Raw genomic sequence first — 21,941 nt, forward strand, 5'->3', positions numbered from 1 at the left:
TTGAGGAACATGCGATGAGCAACGTCGATATCAATCATGCCAGAGCCTTAGTGTATCAGCTGCTGTCTTCTCTGTTTGCCCGTGAAATTGATGAGCAACGCCTTAAGCAACTCACCAGTGAGCAAGCGCAGCAATTCTGGACACAACTGGGTTATGCGCCCGAGTTTAGTGCGCCAGTCGTCAGCATACAGAAGGTGCTGAATGGCTTAACGAGCGATGAAGCCTTGCTCGAACTTGCCGCCGATTATTGCGGTTTATTCCTCGTAGGCACAAAACACAGCGCCTCGCCCTATGCCAGCCTGTACTTGAGCCCCGAGGAAGAACCCTTGCTATTTGGGCAGCAGCATCAACAAATGAGCGAGTTTTTACACCAGAGCAAACTGCAAGTGCAGAGTCACTTCCCTGAACCTGCCGATCACTTAGCCGTGATCCTCGCCTATATGGGACACTTAGCTTGCCACAGTGAAGATGCTGCCCAGTTAAGCTTCCTAAACGCTTGTATAGATTCATGGTTATCAAAGTTTGTCGCCAAGGTCGTTGAGTGCGATAGCAAGCACAGCAATGGCTTTTACAGTGCTCTCGCCACACTCACCCTCGCTTGGGTGCAGCAAGATAAACAGCAGTTAGAACAGACAATCAATTGATCGCCACCCGCCTAAAACCCGAGTAGCGTTAAACCCAAGTAGCGTTAAACCAGAGTAGCATTAAGACTCAAGGTGATAACTCATGTCTCGTCCTGAAATAAGTTAACAAAATGCGGCTCCCATGGGAGCCGCTTTTTTATTCCTCGATTTGCATTGATTAGGCAAAATACATGCAGTTAAAGACGACTCACTTATAGAGTTAACGTCTTGTCGCGAATCCTTTGCTGCTAGCCCTGTGTTGCAAGCCACTGCTCAAACGCTGTCATCGACGCCTGCCAGCAAGCGGTTAATTCAGTGACGGCTTCGCTATCCAATACATTTTCCCCTGTGGTGTTGTGTGTATTCTCCCACTGCTGACAACACTCGGTCAGTGCTTTTAGCCCCATGCTGGCACTGCTGCCCTTAAGCGCGTGCAATAGTTTTGCGCCCTCGCTGAAATGCGCCACAGAGCTTAACGCCGAGAGTCGCTCAATTTGCTCGGCACTGGAGGTTCGATAGAGCGCCAACATATCACTCACGGCTTTCAAACCTAAGACCTCAAGATCTTGCTGTAACTGATTAAGATCTAATAAGGTTTTAGCCGATTGAGCCAATGACTCCGAAGATGCGAAGGTTAAGGAAGGACTCGCTGGCAACGCAGGACTCTCACTCCCCGAAGAAGATGGCACACACGCTGGCAACGAAGCAACGCCCAGCCATTCTGTCAGGGTTTGCAGGCTCAAGGGTTTGGCTAACACAGTATCAAACCCCGCCTCCCGATAGAGGCTAAGATCCTCCGTCTGCATCTGCGCGGTAAAGGCGGCAAACTTAATACTCTCATTAACAATGTCATTTGTCAGTAATGCCTTTAGCTGTGGTAATAATGCTAGCCCAGAACCATCACTCAGTTGAATATCGAGCATCACGGCATCGAATGCCTTATCGCCACTCACATGCGTCAGCGCCTGCTGACAACTGATGGCCAAGCTGGAACTGTGGCCTAAATGCGCCAAAAACCCTTGCGCGACCATGGCATTGACCTTGTTGTCTTCGATCACTAACACCCGCAGGGGATTAACCCGTTTTTGCACCTGAGTTTGCGTATCGAATGCCTTATCACACTGGGAAAAACTCAGCTCAAAACCAAACTCGCTGCCCTTACCTGGCTCACTCTTGACCCAAATTCCTGGCCCCTGTGCATCCATCAGTTCAACTAACTGTTTGCAAATGGCAAGCCCCAAACCAGTCCCACGGCTGCGCCCCTGATTAGGCAATACGCAGTAAGGCATAAATAATTGCTCGCGCACCTCGGGCGCAATCCCCACGCCGGTATCTGCCACCACAAAAGCGAGTTTATCGCCCCGCACGCTGACATTCAGACTCACGCCGCCTTCGGGGGTGAATTTAATGCCGTTACCAATCAAGTTAAACAGTACCTGCCTCAGCTTAGGGCCATCAATCTGGATACACGCGGGTAACTGGGGACGATTAAGTCTTAGACTCAATCCCGCCAAATTGGCGCCCGCTACCATGATCGCTAGGACTTCATCGAGCAAGGCGTTGATATCCGTAGGCCTAGGCTCATTGGTTAAATTGCCCTGCTCGAGGCGGGAGAAATCGAGAATATCGCTCAGCACGGTTTGCAGCAGCGTGCCGCTGTATTGCGACAGCGCGAGCATCTGTTGCTGCGCGGGCGGTAACTGGCTATGGCCGAGCAAGGTAAGCGTCCCGAGTAAGCCGTTGAGTGGGGTGCGAATTTCATGGCTCATGGTCGCTAGGAATTGGGATTTTGCCTGACTCGCCTCCTCGGCAACGATTCTTGCCTTAGCATGGCCTTTGGCCTCCGCATCAAGGCGCAGGTTGGCTTCGGCCAATTCCTGTGTGCGCGTGGCCACGGTTTGTTCAAGGGCCTTTTTATGCTCGGTCAGCTCATCGGCGACCTGACGTAAATCCGCCTGCAATTTCAGGTTGTGGGCTGTTTTTCGCTTAAATGCCTCGATGGCATTGGCCATGGCGGTCAACTCATCGTCGCCGTGGGCATCGAGGCTCACATTAGTGTCCCCTAAACTTAAGCGCGACATAGCTTCGGTCGCCTGATTTAACCTCAAGGCAATGCCGCGATAGATCACTCGATAAACCACGACTGCTATGATAACTAACATTAATATGCCCGTGCCCCACAACCCTAATCGAGCGTAAGACAACTGCATTAAATAATCACTTCGCGCCAGCTCCGCCCGCTGTTGCTGTTGATTAAGCGCACTATCCACCAGCGTATTGAGGCTATAGAGTTTTTCCGCTAACTCCTGCTGCTGCCGCTGTTGCCGCTGCAAACTTTGACTCAGTTCTCGCTGTAATTTGATAATTTTGGGGGTATGGAGAAGAACAGCCAGTTCCGCCTTTAGCGCATTGAGCCTGCCGGGATCGCGTATCAACTCAGAAACTGTGGTGAGCGCCATTAAATCGATACCCACCTCTACCGAAGGCGAATCTGTGTTTGCGCTCGATGCCAGATCGATAGCCATCCCTTGTTTTGGATGATTCTGCGCCATGGGGTGCGATGATGCAGTGCTGGCAAAGGTTGCCAATAAACGGGGAACACTCAATTGCAGCTCGGACTGTAATTCAGATGCCTCAAATAACTGACTGAGCAGCGCAATTTGATGCACTAACTTGAGCGCGCGATTGAGCTGTTCTTGGATATCGAGCTCACGTTCAATCACATCATCAAGCAGTTGCCCACTGCGTTTATTCCCCGCCATATCCGGGTAGGCTTGGCTGAGTTTTGCTAAAATCGCCGAGTCGACTACCGCCAATTCGGATTGCAATAACTCAGAGGCATGGGCTGCGGCAAGTGATAACTCACGGGCCCTAAGCTGCAACTCATCCCCTAAGGTAATGCGCTGGCCCACACTCTTACCCAATAAGGTTAATTGCTCGATGATTTGCTCAGCTAATACAGATAAATGATTATCTTCGTTCACATCTAGTGTCAGTAACACTTTGATGCTATTTAACATTGTGGCGCTTTCAAGGTTGAGCTTACGGCCGATAAATTCCCGCTGCCGCTCATCCTCCACTTGGCCTAACTGGGTCACGCCATCGGATAAGGCATTAGAGGCCTGCACTAATTGGCGCGCGGCTTGAGAGGCGGGTAATGATTCTTCATACAGATAACTGTCAGCCTGCTTGAGCCAATGTAAACTCAGGCTACCTAAGCTAACCAGTAGCAACAGCAATACCCCAAGCACACCGAAGGCGAGCATGAGTCTGCCGGTTAAACTACTTCGCGATAAAGATAAAGGCGCCACACTTGTTCCTTCTGTTACAATGCCTTCGAAATGATCACTGTGGATGATACGAGACAATGGGAAAATTTTGGCAAGCTTTGCTCACACTCACCACTTTTGGCCTGTTATGTTTATCGCCTGCCAATGCCAACAGCCAAACTTGGCCATTAGAGCAACGCCATCCCTTTAATGCCAAAATTCAGCAGGCGCAGGCGCTTGATTATCATCCTCTCACTAAAGCCCAACAAGCTTGGCGTCTATGTGTCCTCGTCCCTCACCTGAAGGACGCTTATTGGATTGGCATCGATTATGGCCTAATCCAACATGCCAAATTCATTGGCGTATCTTTAGATCTGTTCGAAGCGGGCAGCTACTACCATCAGGATAAGCAACTCGAACAGTTACGCACCTGCATGAGCGGTGACTACGACGCGATTTTACTCGGCACAGTGAGCCCCAATCTGCTCGAACAGTTTTCCGAACCGCTAACCAAACCCGTGCTCGCCCTAGTGAATAAACTCAATTCAGACCAAGTGCAGACCCATATCGGCGTTAACTGGTATCAAATGGGGCTAAGCGCGGGCCATTTTATTAAGGCGGATGCCAAGGCACATACGCCAACCCAGCCGACCACCTTGGCCCTCTTAGCCGGCCCTGAAAACCTCGGCGGCACCGATTTAGTCGAGCAAGGGATTCGTCATGCACTTGAAGGGAGCAATGTTAGCATCAGTGCGATTCAGCACGCCGATAACAATCGCAATCTCTACCGCGATCAATTACAGATACTGCTAAAAGCCCAGCAGCCTAACTATATTCTAGGTAGTGCGGTGGCGATAGAAGCCGCCGTTAGCACCCTCAAACAAAAACAGCTGACACAAGATATCAAGCTGGTGAGCAGTTACTTATCTCCCGCGATTCTGCGCGGCTTGATGCGGCAAAAAGTGGTCTACAGCAATGATGACTTAGTCGTATTGCAGGGCAAACTCGCCATCGATGTTACGGTAAAACAGCTCGAAGGCGCCGCGTCTTTTGGCGATATAGGTCCAGCTATCGTTGAGCGCACCACCTCAAAAAATACCCTGTCGGCACTTGGCTTTAGCCTTGCCGAAGCGGATTTTTATCCCTTGTATCAAGTGCGCCCTTGAGCGCTTAACACAAGATCTAAGTTAGAGATCAGTCATCCACCTTAGCGGCAAATAAATACCCCTCACCATGGACAGTGACAAAGAGCTCAGGATTGAGCTTATTACGTAGACGGCGGATAATAACATCTATGGTTCTGTCATTCACATCCTGATTGCGATGACTGGTTTGCTGCATTAAGCGCTCGCGAGAAAGTACCTGCTGCGGATGCAAAGCAAAGGCGGTTAATAACTCAAATTCGGCCTTAGTGAGCTTGATAAGCTCCTCCCCTTGGCGCAGCTTACGGCTATTTAATTCAAGCTGATAGCCTTCAAAACTTATCAAATCATCGGGCTGTGATAATTCCTGCACCAGCGCCTGTTCGGCTTGTTTTACCAAAGAAATCCGCCATAGCAGGTTTTTTACCCTCACCAATAGTTCCCGCAGTTCGAAGGGCTTAGTCACATAATCATCGGCGCCCATCTCCAGGCCAACGATTTTATCAATCGATTCATCACGGCCAGAGACTAAGATAATCCCCACATGGGAGCGGCTGCGTAACTCGCGGGTTAAACTTAAGCCATCGACCCCAGGCAGGTTAATATCTAACATAATTAAATCGATATGTTGACGATTAAACTCGTACCACATTTGCTCGCCATCGGCAGCCTCAATCACACGATAACCTTCCTTTTCAAAGTATCCCTTCAATCGCGCACGAATAACTGCTTCATCATCGACAACGAGCACACTATAGGCCATGTTCAACTTCTCTTATTTTGCTTAACTGAATTATTCATACTTTTTCATATTTGCATATGAAGGAAAGGTAAAATATGCGATCTACATTACTTTATTGCACAAAAATCTGCCGAGCTTTTACACTCTCCTCAATATGACATATGCTTAGGCATATTGATTGGTGTGGGCGCTAACAAACTATGAAAGATAAAGAATTAGTGATTGATGAAAGACGACATTTTTCACGGATCCTCTTTGCCGCAAGTGCGTCAATACACCAAGGTGAAAAGCAATGGCAAACCTCAATATTGGATCTCAGCCTAAATGGCGCTTTAGTGGAAGAACCCGCAGGATTTAGCCATTCAGATGAGCCTATCATCCTTAACTTTACTCTGCAGGGCTCCGATATTGAGCTGCAAATGGAAACTGAGTTGGTGCATCAACGTAATCACCAACTAGGGCTTAAATGTAACATTATCGATGTCGACAGCATCAGCCACCTCAAACGCATCGTTGAGCTAAACTTAGGCGATGCCTCAATTCTGAACCGTGAATTGGCGCTCTTTGTAGAAAAACATCATTCCGCCGATTAAACACCACGGATAGTGATTGCACGGATAATGATTAGGTACGGGCTTGACTCCCGAGTAAAAACAAACAGCGCTTAAGGCGCTGTTTGTTTTTTAGATTAGATTGCTTCAAGGGCTTCTGATAGCTTGGAAACGCCCACCACTTCCATTCCCACTGGCGGTTTTTTCGGCACGTTCGCTCGAGGCACTATCGCTCGTTTAAAACCATGCTTAGCGGCTTCGACTAAACGTTCTTGCCCATTTGGCACAGGTCGAATTTCGCCAGATAAGCCCACTTCACCAAACACCACTAAATCACTCGGTAAAATATCGCCACGAAAACTCGATACCATGGCCAGTAGCAGGGTTAAGTCGGCACTGGTTTCGGTTACTTTAACCCCGCCAACCACGTTCACAAACACGTCCTGATCCGACATTTGCAAGCCACCGTGGCGATGCATCACCGCAAGCAACATGGCCAAACGGTTTGCATCCATCCCCACTGCCACACGGCGCGGATTGGACATGGCAGAATTATCCACCAGTACTTGCAGTTCAACCAGTAACGGGCGCGTACCTTCCCACACCACCATGACCAAGGAGCCCGAGGATTCTTCCTCGCCGCGGGAGAGGAAAATTGCTGATGGGTTTGCCACTTCCTTCAGGCCACGTTCCGTCATGGCAAATACGCCCAGCTCGTTGATCGCCCCGAAGCGGTTCTTGTGGGAGCGCAAAGTGCGATAACGGCTGTCGCTATCCCCTTCAAACATCACCGAGCAATCGATACAGTGCTCGAGCACTTTTGGCCCGGCGAGGCTACCATCTTTGGTGACATGGCCCACCATAATAACAGCAATGCCATTTTGCTTGGCGAAACGGGTTAGATAGGAGGCTGATTCACGTACCTGCGACACGCTGCCGGGACTCGACGCTACATCGCTCATATGCATAACTTGAATAGAGTCGACAACGATGACTTTTGGCGATTCTTTCAGGGCGACTTCGCAGATCAGCTCCACACTGGTTTCGGATAACATCCTCAGTTTATTGGTCGGTAAGCCAAGACGATGGGCCCGCATCGCCACCTGTTGGAGCGATTCTTCCCCAGTAACATAAAGCGCGGGCATTTGCTCGGCTAAATGACATAGGGTCTGAAGCAGCAAAGTACTCTTACCAGCTCCAGGATGACCGCCAATCAAAATCGCCGATCCAGGCACAATGCCGCCTCCAAGTACTCGGTCGAGTTCACCAAAGTGGCTCACTATACGTGGCAAAGCATTGAGATCAATTTGGTCTAAGGTTTTGACTTCGCTACTGCCTGCACCAGCGTAACCGGCAAACTGAGTCCCCCGTCCGGGCGAGGCGGCACCTAAGCGCACTTCAGTTATCGTATTCCACTCGTGACAAGCACTGCATTGCCCTTGCCAACGGGGAAAATCCTGTCCACACTCATTGCACACGTACGCGGTTTTATTCTTTGCCATAACTTATTAAAATCTGTATAAAATCAATTTAAGTAACTGTGAATACTGCCGACATTAGACTAACACAGCACGCATAAAATCAGCATTAGAAAAGACCACTACATGAGTTTAGATAACCATAGTGCACTCATAGAACAACTCAAGCCGCTGCTCATGGAACCTAACTTCCAGGAGATTTTCCAGCAGCTGACTGTCGATGAAAACAATTCCACCCGTTTTTTATTAAAAATGGAGTTGAATCGTTTAGCTTCGCCCTGCACGCGGATTATTGACCTTAGGGATAAGTCAGAGTTGCCCTGTAGTGAAGTCATGCTGGGTCAGCAGCGCCATTTTCTCGATGAGCCAGCTAAACATAGTCTGCAAGAGGCCATGTCCTTATACCGTAACAAATACACTTTAGGCGTATATGAATACGTCATCGCCGCCCATCAACTTCGGCGACAAAAATTACGCCAGGTGACACAACAAAGCGATACCGTCGAACTCGAACCCTTTATGGTGCCAGGCGTTGTACTCGGCAGTTATTTTAATCGCACTGAAGAGCGGATGAATTACAGTATCCGCATTGCCGTTTCCCAACCAGGCCGACCTGAAATGCCGGGGATCACCGTCGATTTATCCATTGGTGGTGCGCGCATTCGCTTGGCGGCGAATCATCCTTTTGACCTCGATAAACCGCTAAAGGTAAAGCTTCTCGAGCTAAGTGAAGAATATTATTACCCCGATCTACAACTTGGAGTCGATTACCACATTGTTGATAGCCAAACTAATGGTGAATTTATTTGGTTAAGATTGAAGCGTATTGGTGGCACTGATGCGCTAGGCGAGATGCTGGGCAATTTGATTCGAGGCTATAAACTCCGTTATAAACTCGATGTTAATGACGTATTAGTAACCGCATCCGGCCTTGGATTCGAGCGTCATTATCTGCCGCATTTGCCACATTTACCGTTATTTTTGAATCAACAAACCCAATCAATTAGCCATATGCTGCTGAGTCGAGATAATCAGCAGATAGTGCATTATTTTCAAGATGAGAACGATATCAGTCAGTTACCAGCAATGCTGACATCAGCACGGCTTTCTGCGCTACTTAGCCATCCCGAAAATCCTGACTATGGGTTATTTTTTACGTTTACCTACAACGCCCAAGGCTGCTTGTATTTTTATTCGGCTACCTTAGCCGAATTAAAAGCTAAAGGCTTGGTATCATTGTTTTTAGGTTTTGCTTCAACCAAACCAAGCTGGCGTATTTTCAAACTGGTTCCAGATAAAATTTACCATGCTAAAGGCTATCGCCGAGCGACCTTGCCAGGGGATGAAGCTAAATACAGCCCGCTGGTGGAGCAACAATTAGCCCAGTTCAGCCATATGCTGCAACTTATCGATCTGACCAACGAGGATGAAAGAGCGACCTATAAAGCTTGGCAGGATGATAGCAATGCCAATGCGCTAAAAGCTTTCGGCCAGCAACGGCTCAGCACCCACCAAATCAAACCGATTGCAATGCAATTTAGTGAACGGCGGCAGGAAGCGCGTTTCGCCTTTAAAACCTTAGTCAATGTCTCGCAGGGTGGCCTAAAAGCAACAGGAATCACCTTAGATATCTCAGGTCGTGGCATGCAGCTCACGCTCGACAATCCCACGACGTTTGTAACCAATAAACCCTTAATGATCAGTTTACCTAAACTGCAAACCATTGCCGGCAAAACTCAACTCGAGAATTTACCCTACCGCTTAGTTCGAACCCGTAAGAATGGCGTCACGTTACATTTAGCCGCTGTCATGGGCCATACGCCCCATGTCGGTGTCGAGTTTTTAAACAAATTAATCGCCCACAATAAAGAAAAGCTAGAACAACTCACTGAAAATAATAGTGAAGCAAACGAGCTTGCTGATGGACTTAAAAATATCCTATTACGCGAACTCCATTCTGTGCCCTACTTTGTTGAAAAAACAACTAAATCAGCACAAGTGGCTTGCTTAGGCGTCAGTACTGAACATGATGAAATTAGTGATATTTTTGCCGCGGGTTCTTCAGATACGTTGCAATATAACCTCGCTCCGCTGCTCAAGGATGGCTTTTTTAAACGGGATATTCTCGACCCCATCCGCCAAATGAAACCCCAGCAGGATATGGATTTTATTGAAGTCTTTATTCAACTGACGCGTCAGTCTCGCGGCCGATTCCATTTAAAATGTATACCCGCTATTGAAGTCGGTGATGCTCAAGCTAAAGTCGCATTTATCACCCAAAGTAAATTGGCTGGACGCTTTATGGCGCTACGAATTTATCGAGGTGCCACCGAAAAACCGGATATGGGGTATCTGCGCCGCGAATTGGAATATATCAATATCCATGCAAATCACAGGGCAAAACAACTTGAAGATCAGCTCTGGCGCATTATCGGTGTAGGTGAATTGCTGGATATCACCCAAGAAGTGGAATTAAGATACCCAGTGTTACATAAACAGGCCTAACTTATTCCTCGTCTTTTAATACCGCGAGTTCAAAGCCTAAATACCAATCGCGGATCAGCGGAAAATGGTCACTCATCGCATCCAGATGAGTCAGCATATCCGCATGGCCATAGTCGTGTTTAAAGCCGTTCGCCTTTGAGAGCAAAGTGAATTTCACTTGGCGAAAGCCACACTCAGAGATCATATCGGCGACATCTTCAGGATGCCCAAGCACAGTATCGTTTTGCCCCGCTATAAACCAAGCGACGGGCCAGTTGGCTGCCTTAGCCGCCTTGGCATAATCAAAACCGTCATCGTGATCGCGCCACTCACCTCGCACCCAATCAATACTTTGATTCAATGATGCCCGACTCTCGTTATCCATACCGACACGCAGTTTATCGGCGGCGAGATATCCCTGCCCAACCGCTAAACTTGGTGCAAGGCGATTCCAAAACACATCGACCATCAACCATTTTTTGAAAGATTTGACGCGAATAGTGCGTTTACTGCCGAAGGTGAGCAGTGAACGCACACTTTGCTGCAGTTCAGGGTAACGCGCTAAGGCGCTCGCCATCAACACTCCGCCCCAGGAATGGGCGCACCAATGCACACGTGAGGGGGATATTTTCCCCTGTTCCTGACAGGCCTGATTATGAATATTCAAAATATACTGCTGTACTAATGGCAATTGCTCACGGATCACCTCACCTTGTCCTAAGGTAAAATCTCGACTGATTTTTGGTAAACTTAATCCTCGTCCAGCGGTATCGAACACATAAACCACAAAACCCGCCTTAGCAAGAAAACATCCCAAACCACGACCGCTCTGGCTGTAAAAAACTCGGCCATTTGACATAGCGCCATGCAACATCAGGATCGGCGGTTTAGAAAAATCAGCTGTAATTGGCAACAACTGGCGCAGGTGTAACTGTCCATCCCGATAAGGAAGATAGAGGGAGGTTTGTGAAAGTGTTTGAGCAGAATGCTCATCTGGAGTTGAAGTCAAAATCAGTCACTGGTAGTCCATTAATGAACACTAAACTACCAGTTAAGCCTCAAAAAACAAGAGTCATTACTCTAATGTCACCACATAATCGACTGAGACACTTATTTAAAACTGCAATAGATAAGGCAATACTCTAAGGTCCAAACTACGGATCCGAGCATCTGCTGCGGCGGCAAGTTTGGGTTTGGCATGGAAGGCAATACCAAAGTCAGCCGCCTGCACCATAGGAATATCGTTAGCACCATCACCTATCGCCACACGTTGCCCCACTGGGATTTGCCATTCTTGGCTACAACGGTTGACCACATCGGCCTTAAACTGGGCATCGACGACTTTTCCGGTGACGGCTCCCGCCAGCTTACCGTCCGTTATGACTAATTCATTGGCAAAGGCCGCATCTAAATTCAGCAGCTGTTTTAAGTGACCAACAAACGGCGTGAAGCCTCCTGAAGCCACAACGAGGCGCCAATGATGCGACTTAAGCTCGGTCAACATAGCCTCAAGACCCGGCATCAATGGCAAAGTGTCACACAAGGTTTGAATAATCTTGGCATCGGCGCCCTTAAGCTGGGCAACCCTTTGGCGCAGACTCTGCTCAAAATCCAACTCGCCCTGCATCGCGCGCTCAGTGATCGCCGCCACTTGCTCGCCGACCCCAGCCATCGCGGCAAGTTCATCGATACATTCAATTTGGATCGCGGTAGAATCCATGTCCATCACCAGTAAACCGGGCTCGCTCAGTTTAGGTAATGGGCCGTGAATTAAATGTAACTCGACCTGAGATGGACAGGTTGCTAACAATTCGGCACTGGGTTCTACAGGAAGCGCTAATTCGACGCAATGCAGTGCCACTTGACGACGAATAGGTGCGATGGAGAGCGAGGCCAATTTGAGGCTTTTAGCTAGAGAAACAATCCAAGCCGCTAATGAGTCTTCAATGCTTAAATCCTCGTAAATCAGACGCATAGCAAATCCACTTTGGGATGGCCGCGTAGACGATTCCTGATAAGCCACGAAACTGAGCCCCTGATATTCAAAGCGAGGTAAAGGGTTAGCTGCTAACCATACAAACAGCGGATTTTGGTTCAAGCTTTCCATAGGACTCGTGTTCTCCAACTATCGGGCTCACGCAGAATCAATTATGATTAGGCAAGCGCTCTCATTATTAAGGGTCAAAGTGTTATATCTTAAAGGGCTAAAGAAAAGCCATAAAATCAGTAGACTGCTCCAAATCGCCATTGCTTTGACCTTGATGGTCGGCTTAGTGCAATTGTGGCAAACAAGCCTACTACAAGGTCAGCTGCTTCTAAAGTCCCAAACGCAAAAGATGGCCAGATTACTAGTGCAGCAAACGGCCTATAGCGCGGCGCCCGCCCTACAATTACAAAATGATGAGCAACTCCAGTGGCTCGCCAGCGCCCTAGTTGAAGATCCTAAGGTGATGTCAGCTGCAATATTTAGCGATCAAGGAATACGCTTAGCCTTTGCTCAAAGCCTGACTAAAGATGCCTTAGATCCCGAATCAGAAGAAATGAGTCTGCTACTGAGCAAATATCCCCCCTATGTTGAACCCGTGACTCAGGATGGCAAGAATTTAGGTTATGTCGAGGTTAGGCTCGATACCAAACTATTTTTTAATGAAATCAAAGAAGCGCATAACCTGAATATGGAGCAGCAACAAATAATGCTGCTGGTTGCCGGCCTAATAGGCATGTTGTTATCCCGCGCTTTATCTTTTAAACGCGCCGATTTTGACCGTCGCCGCACCCGCGCCAAATTGCGTAAAAACCCTAAAAAGAATAAAGCCATAAAAAACCCTGAAGCGGCTGAGGAATCGAAGCCTGCGGGTCATCAGGATGAGCAGTTGGATGAAGTCATCGCGAGTGATACAGAGGCCGCTCAAAAACCGACAGAAAATAAAGAAACCGAAGAAAATAAACCAACTACAGATACTTTGCCTTTAGAAAAAATCACAGAAAACGCTAAAGTGCCGGATGAAAACAGTAATCAAGCCAGTATTCAGCCTAAAGTGAAGAAGGCCAAAGCCATTACAGAAACAAAAACTGAGTCTGAGCAAACGCCAGAGCAAGTGTCTGATCTGAAAACTGAGTTGAAACCGGAGATAGCACCTGAGATGGGAGCAAAGGATGAGTCATCATCCAACACTATGCCTCAGTCTAAAACGCAGTCGACGCAAGCTGTTGCATCAGCCACAGAGCCACAAACCTCAGTATCCACCCCAAATAAACCTAAGGTTAAATCGGTCCGCCGCGTGAAGACCAATACCTCGAAATCCTCCGCAGAGAAAGTCCCTGTTCAACCGAGCGATTTAGACACAGACTCAACGGGTTAACTGAAGCGTCTCAGGTCAAACTGAGGCTTCTTTGGTCTGCGCCGCATTACAGGATTTTATCCATCGAACATTTGGCAGCACGGTTTAGCAGGCTAATCTAAAAGAAGACAGGGCAGTAAAAAGGGTTCGCAATGCGAACCCTTTTCTTATAACTGCATTAGCGACACATTACAGCGTAATTGCTGCGTCTAATGTCATCACGATCATATCGTTGAACGTGGTTTGACGCTCATCAGAAGTGGTTTTTTCGCCAGTACGGATATGGTCAGATACAGTTACCACACACAATGCACGGGCACCGAATTCATGGGCAACACCGTATAAACCAGCGGCTTCCATCTCTACGCCTAACACGCCCATTTTTTCCATCACGTCAAACATTTGTGGATCAGGAGTGTAGAACAGATCGGCAGAGAAAACATTACCTACACGGATCTTAGTTCCTTTAACTTTGGCAGACTCGATCACGGCATTCATCAGCTCGTAGTTCGCGATAGCTGCGAAATCTTGGCCTTTGAAACGTAAACGGTTAACTTGCGAATCGGTACAAGCACCCATGCCGATGATCACATCGCGCACTTTAACGTCAGTGCTGATCGCGCCACAAGTACCCACGCGGATCAGGTTCTTAACGCCGTAGTCTTTAATTAATTCAGTTGCATAGATTGAGCATGAAGGAATACCCATGCCTGAACCCATAACAGAAATACGTTTACCTTTATAAGTACCGGTAAAACCTAGCATGTTTCGAACGTCAGTCACTTGCTCAACATTTTCTAAGAATGTTTCAGCAATATATTTTGCACGTAATGGATCGCCTGGAAACAGAACTGTCTCAGCGAATGCGCCCTCTACAGCATTAATGTGTGGTGTTGCCATCGAAATAACCCCTGTTTATTTTATTAAGACTTAAGTCTTTGTTTACTGGCGGCCCAATGCTGGCCGCCAAATCGAGATCTTGCGCGTTTACTTAGATAAACGACTCACCGTATTCCATCGGCTCAAGCTTGAAGTAGCTCGCGATAGATTGGCCGATATCGGCGAAACTGTTACGGCGACCGAGTGAACCGGCTTTCAGCCCTGCGCCATAGGCCAATACAGGCACATACTCACGGGTATGGTCAGTACCTTGCCATGTTGGGTCGCAACCATGGTCGGCGGTGAGGATTAACAGATCGTCCTCATCCAGCAGCGCGAGCATTTCAGGTAAACGCGAGTCGAAATACTCTAGCCCTTTCGCATAACCTGCTACATCACGGCGGTGACCATAGTGGGAGTCAAAATCAACAAAGTTAGTGAATACAATAGTATTTTCACCCGCTGATTTCACTTCGGCTAACGTCGCATCAAATAGCGCTTCTAACCCGTTTGCCTTCACCTTTTTGGTGATGCCACAGTAAGCGTAAATATCGGCAATCTTGCCCACACTCACCACTTCACCACCGGCGGCTTTTAACTTATCTAATACTGTCTTCGCTGGCGGCTCGAGGGAGTAATCTTTACGGTTACCAGTACGAGCAAAGTCGCTTGGACCAGTGCCATCGAATGGACGCGCAATCACGCGGCCAATGTTGTAAGGCTCTAATTCTTCGCGGGCGATTTCGCAAAGACGATATAAATTTTCTAAACCAAATGTGCCTTCATGGCAGGCGATCTGGAATACCGAATCCGCCGAAGTGTAAAAAATCGGCTTGCCAGAACGCATGTGTTCTTCGCCTAATTCTTCCAGAATCGTAGTACCAGAAGCATGGCAGTTACCTAAAAAGCCATCGAGTCCCGCACGGGCTAGAATCTTATCTGTCAGCTCTTTAGGGAACGAGTTTTGGTGCTCGCTAAAATAGCCCCAGTCGAATAATACGGGCACACCTGCCATTTCCCAGTGACCGCTCGGGGTATCTTTACCCGAACTTAATTCCTGAGCATGGCCATAGGCACCAATCAGCTCAACATTGTCCGCAAAGCCTGGCGCAAACGCCCCCGTGCTTTCCATCGCCGCATGGGCTAAACCTAAACGCGCCAAGTTTGGCAGCGTTAATGGACCTTCACGGCCGATATCGGCTTTACCTTCGGCACACGCTTTAGCGATATGGCCAAAAGTGTCAGAACCTAGATCCCCAAACTTGGCGGCGTCACCTGCTGCGCCCACGCCAAAGGAATCCAACATCATTATAACTGTACGTTTCATAATTCTTCCTTAAAGATCCGCTGCTCGGATATAAGCATAGATCTCAGGTGTTTTTTCTGGAGCGACTTCATCAATTCGAATCGCTTTTTTAACCGCTTCTTCCGCCTGAGCAAAGGCATCTTCGGATTGCGCGTGGATCACGGCAATCGGCGTTGAAGCATCAATCTTATCGCCAAGGGCACAGACTTGCGTCAGACCGACACTGTAGTCGAGTGCATCACCAGGTTTGCGACGACCACCACCTAAGGTAACCACGGCTAAACCGAGTTCACGGGTATCCATGCTGTGGGCATAACCTTGGGTATCCGCAAAGACAGGGCGAATAATTTGCGATTGCGGTAAGTACTTACTGTAGTTTTCGACAAAATCGACTGGGCCACCGAGGCCTGAAACCATCTTGCCAAAGATCTCGGCAGCGCGGCCGTTATCTAATACGCGGTTTAACTTGGCACGGGCATCCGCTTCATCAGTTGCTAGGCCACCAAGGAGTAACATCTCGGCGCAAAGCCCCATAGTCACAGCGTACAGACGTGGATTACGGTAAGCACCGGTTAAGAAGTCGATGGCTTCTTTCACTTCAACCGCATTACCCGCACATGAGGCTAATACTTGGTTCATGTCGGTGAGTAAGGCAGTCGTTTTAGTGCCTGCGCCATTGGCTACCGCTGCAATGCTGCGAGCAAGCTCTTCAGAGGCTTCATAGGTTGGCATAAATGCGCCGCTACCGACTTTGACGTCCATCGCCAATGCATCGAGACTACAAGCTAATTTCTTAGAGAGAATAGAGGCGGTAATGAGGGAGATGGATTCGACGGTCGCGGTGTTGTCACGGATGGAGTAGAAACGTTTATCTGCGGGGACCAGATCGCCAGTTTGGCCGATAATCGCCACACCAACGTCTTTAACCACTTTGCGGAACAACTCACTCGAAGGTTCAGTTTGATAACCGGGAATAGCGTCGAACTTATCGAGCGTACCGCCTGTGTGTCCGAGTCCGCGACCCGAAATCATCGGCACATAACCACCGCAAGCAGCGGCCATGGGGCCAAGCATCAGACTAATCACATCACCGACACCACCTGTGCTGTGCTTATCGACGATGGGACCATTGAGGTTTAACGCGTCCCAGTTGAGCACAGTGCCAGAATCGCGCATTGCCGTGGTCAAAGCGATTCTTTCATCCATATTCATGTCATTAAAGTACACAGCCATGCCCAATGCGGCGATCTGACCTTCCGACACTGCATTGGTGGTTATGCCCTTAACGAAGAACTGGATCTCTTCGGTACTCAAGGCTAAACCATTGCGTTTCTTACGTATAATTTCTTGAGCTAGAAACATGATACTGCCTCCAAGCTAAATACTAATACAACATATCCGTTATTTAGCTTTACAATGAAACATCAAAACTGTAGCAATATTACAATTACATGCTATCGAAGTTTTGATGTTTCCAACTAGATTTAGGTCACACTTAATTAGTTTCGATATACGATTTTGGTATTAATCGAGATGCAATGTTCGATTAATAGCCTTGAGTCGGCTTAGGCGCATCGGCTAATTCTAATGTGTGTAACAAGCTGTTGAGTAAGCTTGAAGCACCAAATCTAAAGGTACGTGGAGAAACCCAATCAGCACCAAGAATACGCTCAGCCACACCTAAAAACTCTGCAGCTTGAGCAGCATCACGTACGCCACCAGCAGGCTTAAAGCCCACTTTGGTGTTCTTTTCACTGATCACAGTCAGCATGATTTCAGCCGCTTCAAGTGTCGCGTTAACTGGCACTTTACCGGTAGAAGTCTTGATGAAATCTGCGCCCGCATCGATAGACAGTTCAGAGGCGCGGCGGATAAGCGCAGGATCGGCTAATACACCCGATTCGATGATCACTTTCAGTAATACATCGCCACAGGCTTCTTTACAGGCTTTGACTAACTCGTAACCGACACTTTCGTTGCCTTCCATCAGCGCGCGGTATGGGAATACCACGTCGACTTCATCGGCGCCATAGGCAACGGCTGCACGGGTTTCTAAAACCGCAATTGCAATATCATCGTTACCGTGTGGGAAGTTAGTTACTGTCGCGATTTGAATGTCTTCGGCGCCCAGCTCATCGAGGGTTTTACGTGCGATAGGAATGAAGCGAGGATAGATACAGATGGCAGCAGTATTACCCGCTGGCGTCACGGCTTTGTGACACAGATCGATCACCTTCTGATCGGTATCGTCATCGTTTAAGGTGGTTAAATCCATAAGTTCGATGGCGCGTTGTGCTGCTTTTTTTAAATCAGTCATAATAGCTCTCCAAAAGAAAAAACAAATAAATAGAAATCAGTCGCTTATACGCAACGCTCAGAGCTGGCATTATTTTGATTATTTTTATATGGCCGGGCCTTCAGGCGATGCCGAGTAATTTGTGTAGGGCAAATTACATTTTTATTAGGTATTCAATCTTGCCTATGCATAACTAGGCATCCTGACACTTAAATTGACTATAAGTGATCACGACTTGAATCCTTGAAGACCGGAAGAGAGGATACGAATAATGTCTTGTTCCTACTTTTCCGCGAAAAATCCGTTTTAGCGCGAGAAAAACACAAACCTTTATATAAACGCACTGCTCAAATTATAAATGGGTTTAGATAAAGATTCATGACACATAAAAGATGGAGCCGCCATCGCGGCTCCAACGGCTCTTACAAGAAATTAGAACTTGTAAGTAGCTGACAGGTAGTGTGACCAACCTGTAGATTCTAGAGCCAGTGCACCAGCACCGTCTTCTAACAGGTAAACGTCTTTGAAGCCTTTCAGGCCATAGCCCAGAGCGTAACGATCTGAGTGCCAGTATAGACCGAAGAAGATGTTACCACCGTTAGAGGTTTTTGGTACGAAAGCAGTCTTGTCTTCGTCTGCACCGAATTGGTAATCGATGTAACCTTGGAATGACAGGAAGCTCTTGTTGTCGAAGAAGTAGAAAGGCTTGAACCAGTTAGCAGAGAATTGGTAACCGTTCCATTCTTTCGCGTTCATGTCGTAGTAACCGTACAGGTTCATACCTGTTTTGCCTAACCAAGGCACGTTTACGTCAGCACCAACACCCCAGAAAGTAGAGTTAACGCCTTCACCGTTCAGACCGTCCCAGTTGAACAGAGTAGAGAAGTAAACTTCTTGGATTGGACCGAAAGATAAATCTTTACCGGTTAATGCATCGATAGAAACACGCGGAGCAAATTTCATGAACAGTTTGCTGGTGCCTGAACCTGGGTTCTTGTCACCGTCTTTGGTGTTTTCGTTTGCTAAGTTGAATACGTCAACATAACCATAGAGATCGAATACACCAGAACGACCGCCAAACTCCATTTCTAAGTAGTTATGTTGGTCGCCAGACGCTGGATTCTCCGGTTTTTCACCGATAGAGTACATAGCGTTGAACTGCATCCACTTGTAGTCAGAACCGTGAAGGTCTGAACGGTCTGCAGCAAATGCGTTGCCAGAGATTGCAGCTACTGCTGTAGCGGCTAAAGCTAAAGTTTTAACGTTTTTCATCATCAACCCCATTATTTTGGTTGCTACCGTCTAGGGTAGCGTTCTTTTTGTGGCGCTCGCATTTTACCTCGATTAAAAAAAATCTCAATAATCTTGCGTAAAATCACGAACACAAAATTCTTAATTGTGAACAAAGTCGCGACTTATTGTTTACGACTAATTAACTTAACCGTACGTCACGACCGTAAGACAGCATCACAGCTAAAGTTTAGTTGTAATCTGACCTATACAATCGGAGAAACTATTCACTACAGGAATCACTACTGGAAAATGGTTGAATTAACTTAGGTCCTGCCCTGCATGGTCAGGACCTAGTTAGTAGGGAATCTCTTCCCCAACGTTTCTGCGCTTAGATAGCTAAGAACAGACCCGCAATTGTTGCACTCATTAAGTTAGCTAACGAGCCTGCGATAACCGCACGAATACCCATTTTAGCTAAATCGTGACGACGGTTAGGAGCCATAGCACCTAAACCACCCAACAGAATTGCGATAGAAGACAAGTTCGCAAAACCACACAGTGCAAACGAAACAATCGCTTTGGTTCTGTCAGTCATTGCTAAACCCGTGTCAGCAACAATCATACCGCCATCAGCGATGTCTTTTAGGTATGGTGCAAAGTTCAGGTAAGCAACGAATTCGTTAACAACGATCTTCTGACCGATGAAAGAACCAGCAACCAGCGCTTCGTTCCAAGGTACACCGATTAAGAAAGCTAAAGGCATGAAGATGTAACCAAGGATCAGTTCCAGTGTTAAACCTTCAACACCGAACCAACCGCCTACACCACCGATGATGCCGTTGATCATAGCGATCAAACCAACGAAGGCTAACAGCATTGCACCTACGTTTAACGCTAAGTGCATACCAGATGAAGCACCCGCAGCAGCAGCGTCTAATACGTTAGCTGGCTTATCAGGATCTTCTGGTAATTCATCCATATCGTTTTTAGCAACTTCAGTCTCTGGATGCATCAGTTTAGCCATTAATAGACCACCTGGTGCCGCCATGAATGACGCAGCAACTAAGTACTCAATAGGCACGCCCATTTGCGCGTAACCAGCAAGTACTGAACCTGCGATAGAAGCTAAACCACCCACCATGATCGCAAACAGTTCTGATTGAGTCATAGTTGGAATGAATGGACGAACCACTAACGGCGCTTCGGTTTGACCAACGAAGATGTTAGCAGTCGCAGACATAGATTCAGTACGGCTTGTGCCTAATGCTTTTTGCAGACCACCACCGATGATACGGATGATCCACTGCATGATGCCTAAGTAGTACAGAACGGCGATCAGAGAAGAGAAGAAAACGATAACTGGCAACACGTTTACCGCGAAGATAAAGCCAAGTTTGAAGTTAGCTAAATCACCGAACAGGAAGCCGATACCGTTTTGTGCGTAACCGATAACGCTAGAAACCGCGTCAGACACACTTTTCAGGATATCTTTACCGACAGGAACGTACAGTACAAAACCACCGAAGGCGGCCTGGATGGCTAATGCACCACCCACAGTACGCAAGTTAATTGCTTTTTTGTTATTCGATAGGAGGAAACCTATCGCAAGTAGGACGACCACCCCTACTAAGCTCATCAATATATTCATTAACCATCACCCTATTGTTAACACTTTTTAATTATGTTGTTAATCAACCTATTTCCGAGTCAGATTATACCCGAGAGAAAGTCGAAAATCGTCGTTTTGATCAAAATTTTGGAGTTTAATTTCAACCGCTTAGAGCAAAATGCTATTGCGACCTACACCTGTTTAACCAAAAACAACTAAAGGTCAAACAGTTGCATTGCATTCGACACCAAGTGTTCTGATATTAGAACACTAGATTTTTTTTGCAAAGTTGCAATTTTGTCTATAAAAAGTACAGCGTTAGCGGGTTGGTTCCGTTTTTCTGTAACACTTATCGGGGTCATGGCAGGAGAATCAGTCTCAAGTAGGAAGCTTTCTGGCGGCAGTTCACTGACGGTTTTAAGCAGTTTTTTCGCATTGGGATTCATCACTAAACCGCCAATGCCGAGTTTAAAACCTAGCTTAGTGTATTCAACGGCGATATCGGGGCTACCAGAAAAGGCGTGGATTACGCCACCTCTTGGAAGTTTATGACGCTTTAAATGGAATAATACCTCTTGGTGAGCTTTGACGGCATGGACGATAACGGGCAAGTTCAACTCATGGGCGAGTGTTAACTGCGCATCGAAAAACGCTAACTGTTTGCTCCAATTATCAGCATAAAGTTTGTCTAAACCGCATTCACCAATGGCAACAAAACGGGGACATTCTCGTAACTGAGAAATGTGAAATGTTAATTCAGAGATTGCCTTATCAACATCTTCGGGGCAAAACCAAGGGTGGATCCCTAAGGCAAAATAACACTGGTATTGCTCAGCAATGGCCAATTGTTTAGTCCAGTGTTGTGGTGAGACTCCTGGGATAATCAGATTATCGATGCCCGCATGATGCATACGCTGTATGACTTGATCGCGGTCACTATCAAACTCGACAAAATCGAGGTGCGCGTGAGTATCTAGCATCATCAATC

At 47.4% G+C, this 21,941-nt stretch carries 17 protein-coding genes; 5 read left to right on the plus strand and 12 right to left on the minus strand.

Annotated features, from left to right (window positions below):
• Positions 1–14 precede the first annotated feature (14 nt).
• Positions 15–644: a molecular chaperone TorD gene (gene torD / locus AEA42_RS06450; protein ID WP_055647272.1), complete on the plus strand. Its 630-nt coding sequence runs from the start codon at positions 15–17 to the stop codon at positions 642–644.
• Positions 645–871: 227 nt separating this feature from the next.
• On the opposite strand, the gene torS is transcribed toward torD, so the two are convergent.
• Positions 872–3,934 carry a TMAO reductase system sensor histidine kinase/response regulator TorS gene (gene torS, locus AEA42_RS06455; protein WP_055647273.1) on the minus strand — a complete coding sequence of 1,021 codons (3,063 nt, stop codon included), beginning with the start codon at positions 3,932–3,934 and terminating at the stop codon, positions 872–874.
• A 56-nt stretch (positions 3,935–3,990) separates the two neighbouring features.
• Between torS and torT the strand changes: the two genes are divergently transcribed.
• Complete coding sequence (gene torT / locus AEA42_RS06460; RefSeq protein WP_055647274.1) at positions 3,991–5,058, plus strand: TMAO reductase system periplasmic protein TorT; 1,068 nt, start codon at positions 3,991–3,993, stop codon at positions 5,056–5,058.
• A 28-nt stretch (positions 5,059–5,086) separates the two neighbouring features.
• Here the strand turns inward: torT and torR are convergent, their stop codons facing one another.
• Positions 5,087–5,797 carry a two-component system response regulator TorR gene (torR, locus tag AEA42_RS06465; protein WP_055647275.1) on the minus strand — a complete coding sequence of 237 codons (711 nt, stop codon included), beginning with the start codon at positions 5,795–5,797 and terminating at the stop codon, positions 5,087–5,089.
• 179 nt (positions 5,798–5,976) lie between these two features.
• Here torR and AEA42_RS06470 point away from each other — a divergent pair, with 179 nt between their 5' ends.
• Positions 5,977–6,369 (plus strand): PilZ domain-containing protein, encoded by a 393-nt coding sequence (locus AEA42_RS06470; RefSeq protein WP_086024078.1) that lies wholly within the window; start codon positions 5,977–5,979, stop codon positions 6,367–6,369.
• Between the two features lie 95 nt (positions 6,370–6,464).
• On the opposite strand, the gene radA is transcribed toward AEA42_RS06470, so the two are convergent.
• Positions 6,465–7,829, minus strand: coding sequence for a DNA repair protein RadA (gene radA, locus AEA42_RS06475; RefSeq protein WP_037415324.1), 1,365 nt, complete (start codon positions 7,827–7,829; stop codon positions 6,465–6,467).
• 102 nt (positions 7,830–7,931) lie between these two features.
• Here radA and AEA42_RS06480 point away from each other — a divergent pair, with 102 nt between their 5' ends.
• Positions 7,932–10,310 (plus strand): PilZ domain-containing protein, encoded by a 2,379-nt coding sequence (locus tag AEA42_RS06480; protein WP_055647276.1) that lies wholly within the window; start codon positions 7,932–7,934, stop codon positions 10,308–10,310.
• A 1-nt stretch (position 10,311) separates the two neighbouring features.
• Here the strand turns inward: AEA42_RS06480 and AEA42_RS06485 are convergent, their stop codons facing one another.
• Together AEA42_RS06485 and serB are read right to left on the minus strand one after the other, a co-directional pair.
• Complete coding sequence (locus AEA42_RS06485; RefSeq protein ID WP_192937890.1) at positions 10,312–11,298, minus strand: alpha/beta hydrolase; 987 nt, start codon at positions 11,296–11,298, stop codon at positions 10,312–10,314.
• 105 nt (positions 11,299–11,403) lie between these two features.
• A complete protein-coding gene (gene serB, locus AEA42_RS06490; RefSeq protein WP_055647278.1) occupies positions 11,404–12,396 on the minus strand; it encodes a phosphoserine phosphatase SerB in 993 nt (330 codons plus the stop codon).
• A gap of 79 nt (positions 12,397–12,475) precedes the next feature.
• Between serB and AEA42_RS06495 the strand changes: the two genes are divergently transcribed.
• Positions 12,476–13,651, plus strand: coding sequence for an AhpA/YtjB family protein (locus AEA42_RS06495; RefSeq protein WP_099458452.1), 1,176 nt, complete (start codon positions 12,476–12,478; stop codon positions 13,649–13,651).
• Positions 13,652–13,819: 168 nt separating this feature from the next.
• On the opposite strand, the gene deoD is transcribed toward AEA42_RS06495, so the two are convergent.
• The 7 genes from deoD to AEA42_RS06530 all read right to left on the minus strand — a co-directional run bounded on the left by deoD (position 13,820) and on the right by AEA42_RS06530 (position 21,933).
• Complete coding sequence (deoD, locus tag AEA42_RS06500; protein WP_011621831.1) at positions 13,820–14,530, minus strand: purine-nucleoside phosphorylase; 711 nt, start codon at positions 14,528–14,530, stop codon at positions 13,820–13,822.
• 91 nt (positions 14,531–14,621) lie between these two features.
• Positions 14,622–15,836: a phosphopentomutase gene (locus AEA42_RS06505; protein ID WP_055647280.1), complete on the minus strand. Its 1,215-nt coding sequence runs from the start codon at positions 15,834–15,836 to the stop codon at positions 14,622–14,624.
• A gap of 9 nt (positions 15,837–15,845) precedes the next feature.
• Complete coding sequence (gene deoA, locus AEA42_RS06510; protein WP_055647281.1) at positions 15,846–17,177, minus strand: thymidine phosphorylase; 1,332 nt, start codon at positions 17,175–17,177, stop codon at positions 15,846–15,848.
• 184 nt (positions 17,178–17,361) lie between these two features.
• Positions 17,362–18,132, minus strand: a complete 771-nt coding sequence (gene deoC, locus AEA42_RS06515) for a deoxyribose-phosphate aldolase (RefSeq protein WP_011716152.1) — start codon at positions 18,130–18,132, stop codon at positions 17,362–17,364.
• Positions 18,133–18,543: 411 nt separating this feature from the next.
• Positions 18,544–19,383: an outer membrane protein OmpK gene (locus tag AEA42_RS06520; protein WP_055647282.1), complete on the minus strand. Its 840-nt coding sequence runs from the start codon at positions 19,381–19,383 to the stop codon at positions 18,544–18,546.
• A 349-nt stretch (positions 19,384–19,732) separates the two neighbouring features.
• Positions 19,733–20,992 carry a NupC/NupG family nucleoside CNT transporter gene (locus AEA42_RS06525; RefSeq protein WP_055647283.1) on the minus strand — a complete coding sequence of 420 codons (1,260 nt, stop codon included), beginning with the start codon at positions 20,990–20,992 and terminating at the stop codon, positions 19,733–19,735.
• 176 nt (positions 20,993–21,168) lie between these two features.
• On the minus strand, positions 21,169–21,933 hold the full coding sequence (locus AEA42_RS06530) for a TatD family hydrolase (protein ID WP_055647288.1): 765 nt from the start codon (positions 21,931–21,933) through the stop codon (positions 21,169–21,171).
• Positions 21,934–21,941: the final 8 nt, after the last annotated feature.

It is taken from the genome of Shewanella sp. Sh95, from assembly GCF_001308045.1.
Taxonomy (GTDB): Bacteria; Pseudomonadota; Gammaproteobacteria; order Enterobacterales; family Shewanellaceae; genus Shewanella; species Shewanella xiamenensis.

What these genes read in the sequence shown, in the direction of transcription:
- deoD (WP_011621831.1), bottom strand. Translation starts at nt 14,530, where the DNA reads ATGGCAACACCACACATTAATGCTGTAGAGGGCGCATTCGCTGAGACA.
- torT (WP_055647274.1), top strand. Translation starts at nt 3,991, where the DNA reads ATGGGAAAATTTTGGCAAGCTTTGCTCACACTCACCACTTTTGGCCTG.
- torD (WP_055647272.1), top strand. Translation starts at nt 15, where the DNA reads ATGAGCAACGTCGATATCAATCATGCCAGAGCCTTAGTGTATCAGCTG.
- AEA42_RS06470 (WP_086024078.1), top strand. Translation starts at nt 5,977, where the DNA reads ATGAAAGATAAAGAATTAGTGATTGATGAAAGACGACATTTTTCACGG.
- serB (WP_055647278.1), bottom strand. Translation starts at nt 12,396, where the DNA reads ATGGAAAGCTTGAACCAAAATCCGCTGTTTGTATGGTTAGCAGCTAAC.
- radA (WP_037415324.1), bottom strand. Translation starts at nt 7,829, where the DNA reads ATGGCAAAGAATAAAACCGCGTACGTGTGCAATGAGTGTGGACAGGAT.
- AEA42_RS06505 (WP_055647280.1), bottom strand. Translation starts at nt 15,836, where the DNA reads ATGAAACGTACAGTTATAATGATGTTGGATTCCTTTGGCGTGGGCGCA.
- deoA (WP_055647281.1), bottom strand. Translation starts at nt 17,177, where the DNA reads ATGTTTCTAGCTCAAGAAATTATACGTAAGAAACGCAATGGTTTAGCC.
- AEA42_RS06530 (WP_055647288.1), bottom strand. Translation starts at nt 21,933, where the DNA reads ATGCTAGATACTCACGCGCACCTCGATTTTGTCGAGTTTGATAGTGAC.
- AEA42_RS06480 (WP_055647276.1), top strand. Translation starts at nt 7,932, where the DNA reads ATGAGTTTAGATAACCATAGTGCACTCATAGAACAACTCAAGCCGCTG.
- AEA42_RS06525 (WP_055647283.1), bottom strand. Translation starts at nt 20,992, where the DNA reads ATGAATATATTGATGAGCTTAGTAGGGGTGGTCGTCCTACTTGCGATA.
- torR (WP_055647275.1), bottom strand. Translation starts at nt 5,797, where the DNA reads ATGGCCTATAGTGTGCTCGTTGTCGATGATGAAGCAGTTATTCGTGCG.
- deoC (WP_011716152.1), bottom strand. Translation starts at nt 18,132, where the DNA reads ATGACTGATTTAAAAAAAGCAGCACAACGCGCCATCGAACTTATGGAT.
- AEA42_RS06520 (WP_055647282.1), bottom strand. Translation starts at nt 19,383, where the DNA reads ATGAAAAACGTTAAAACTTTAGCTTTAGCCGCTACAGCAGTAGCTGCA.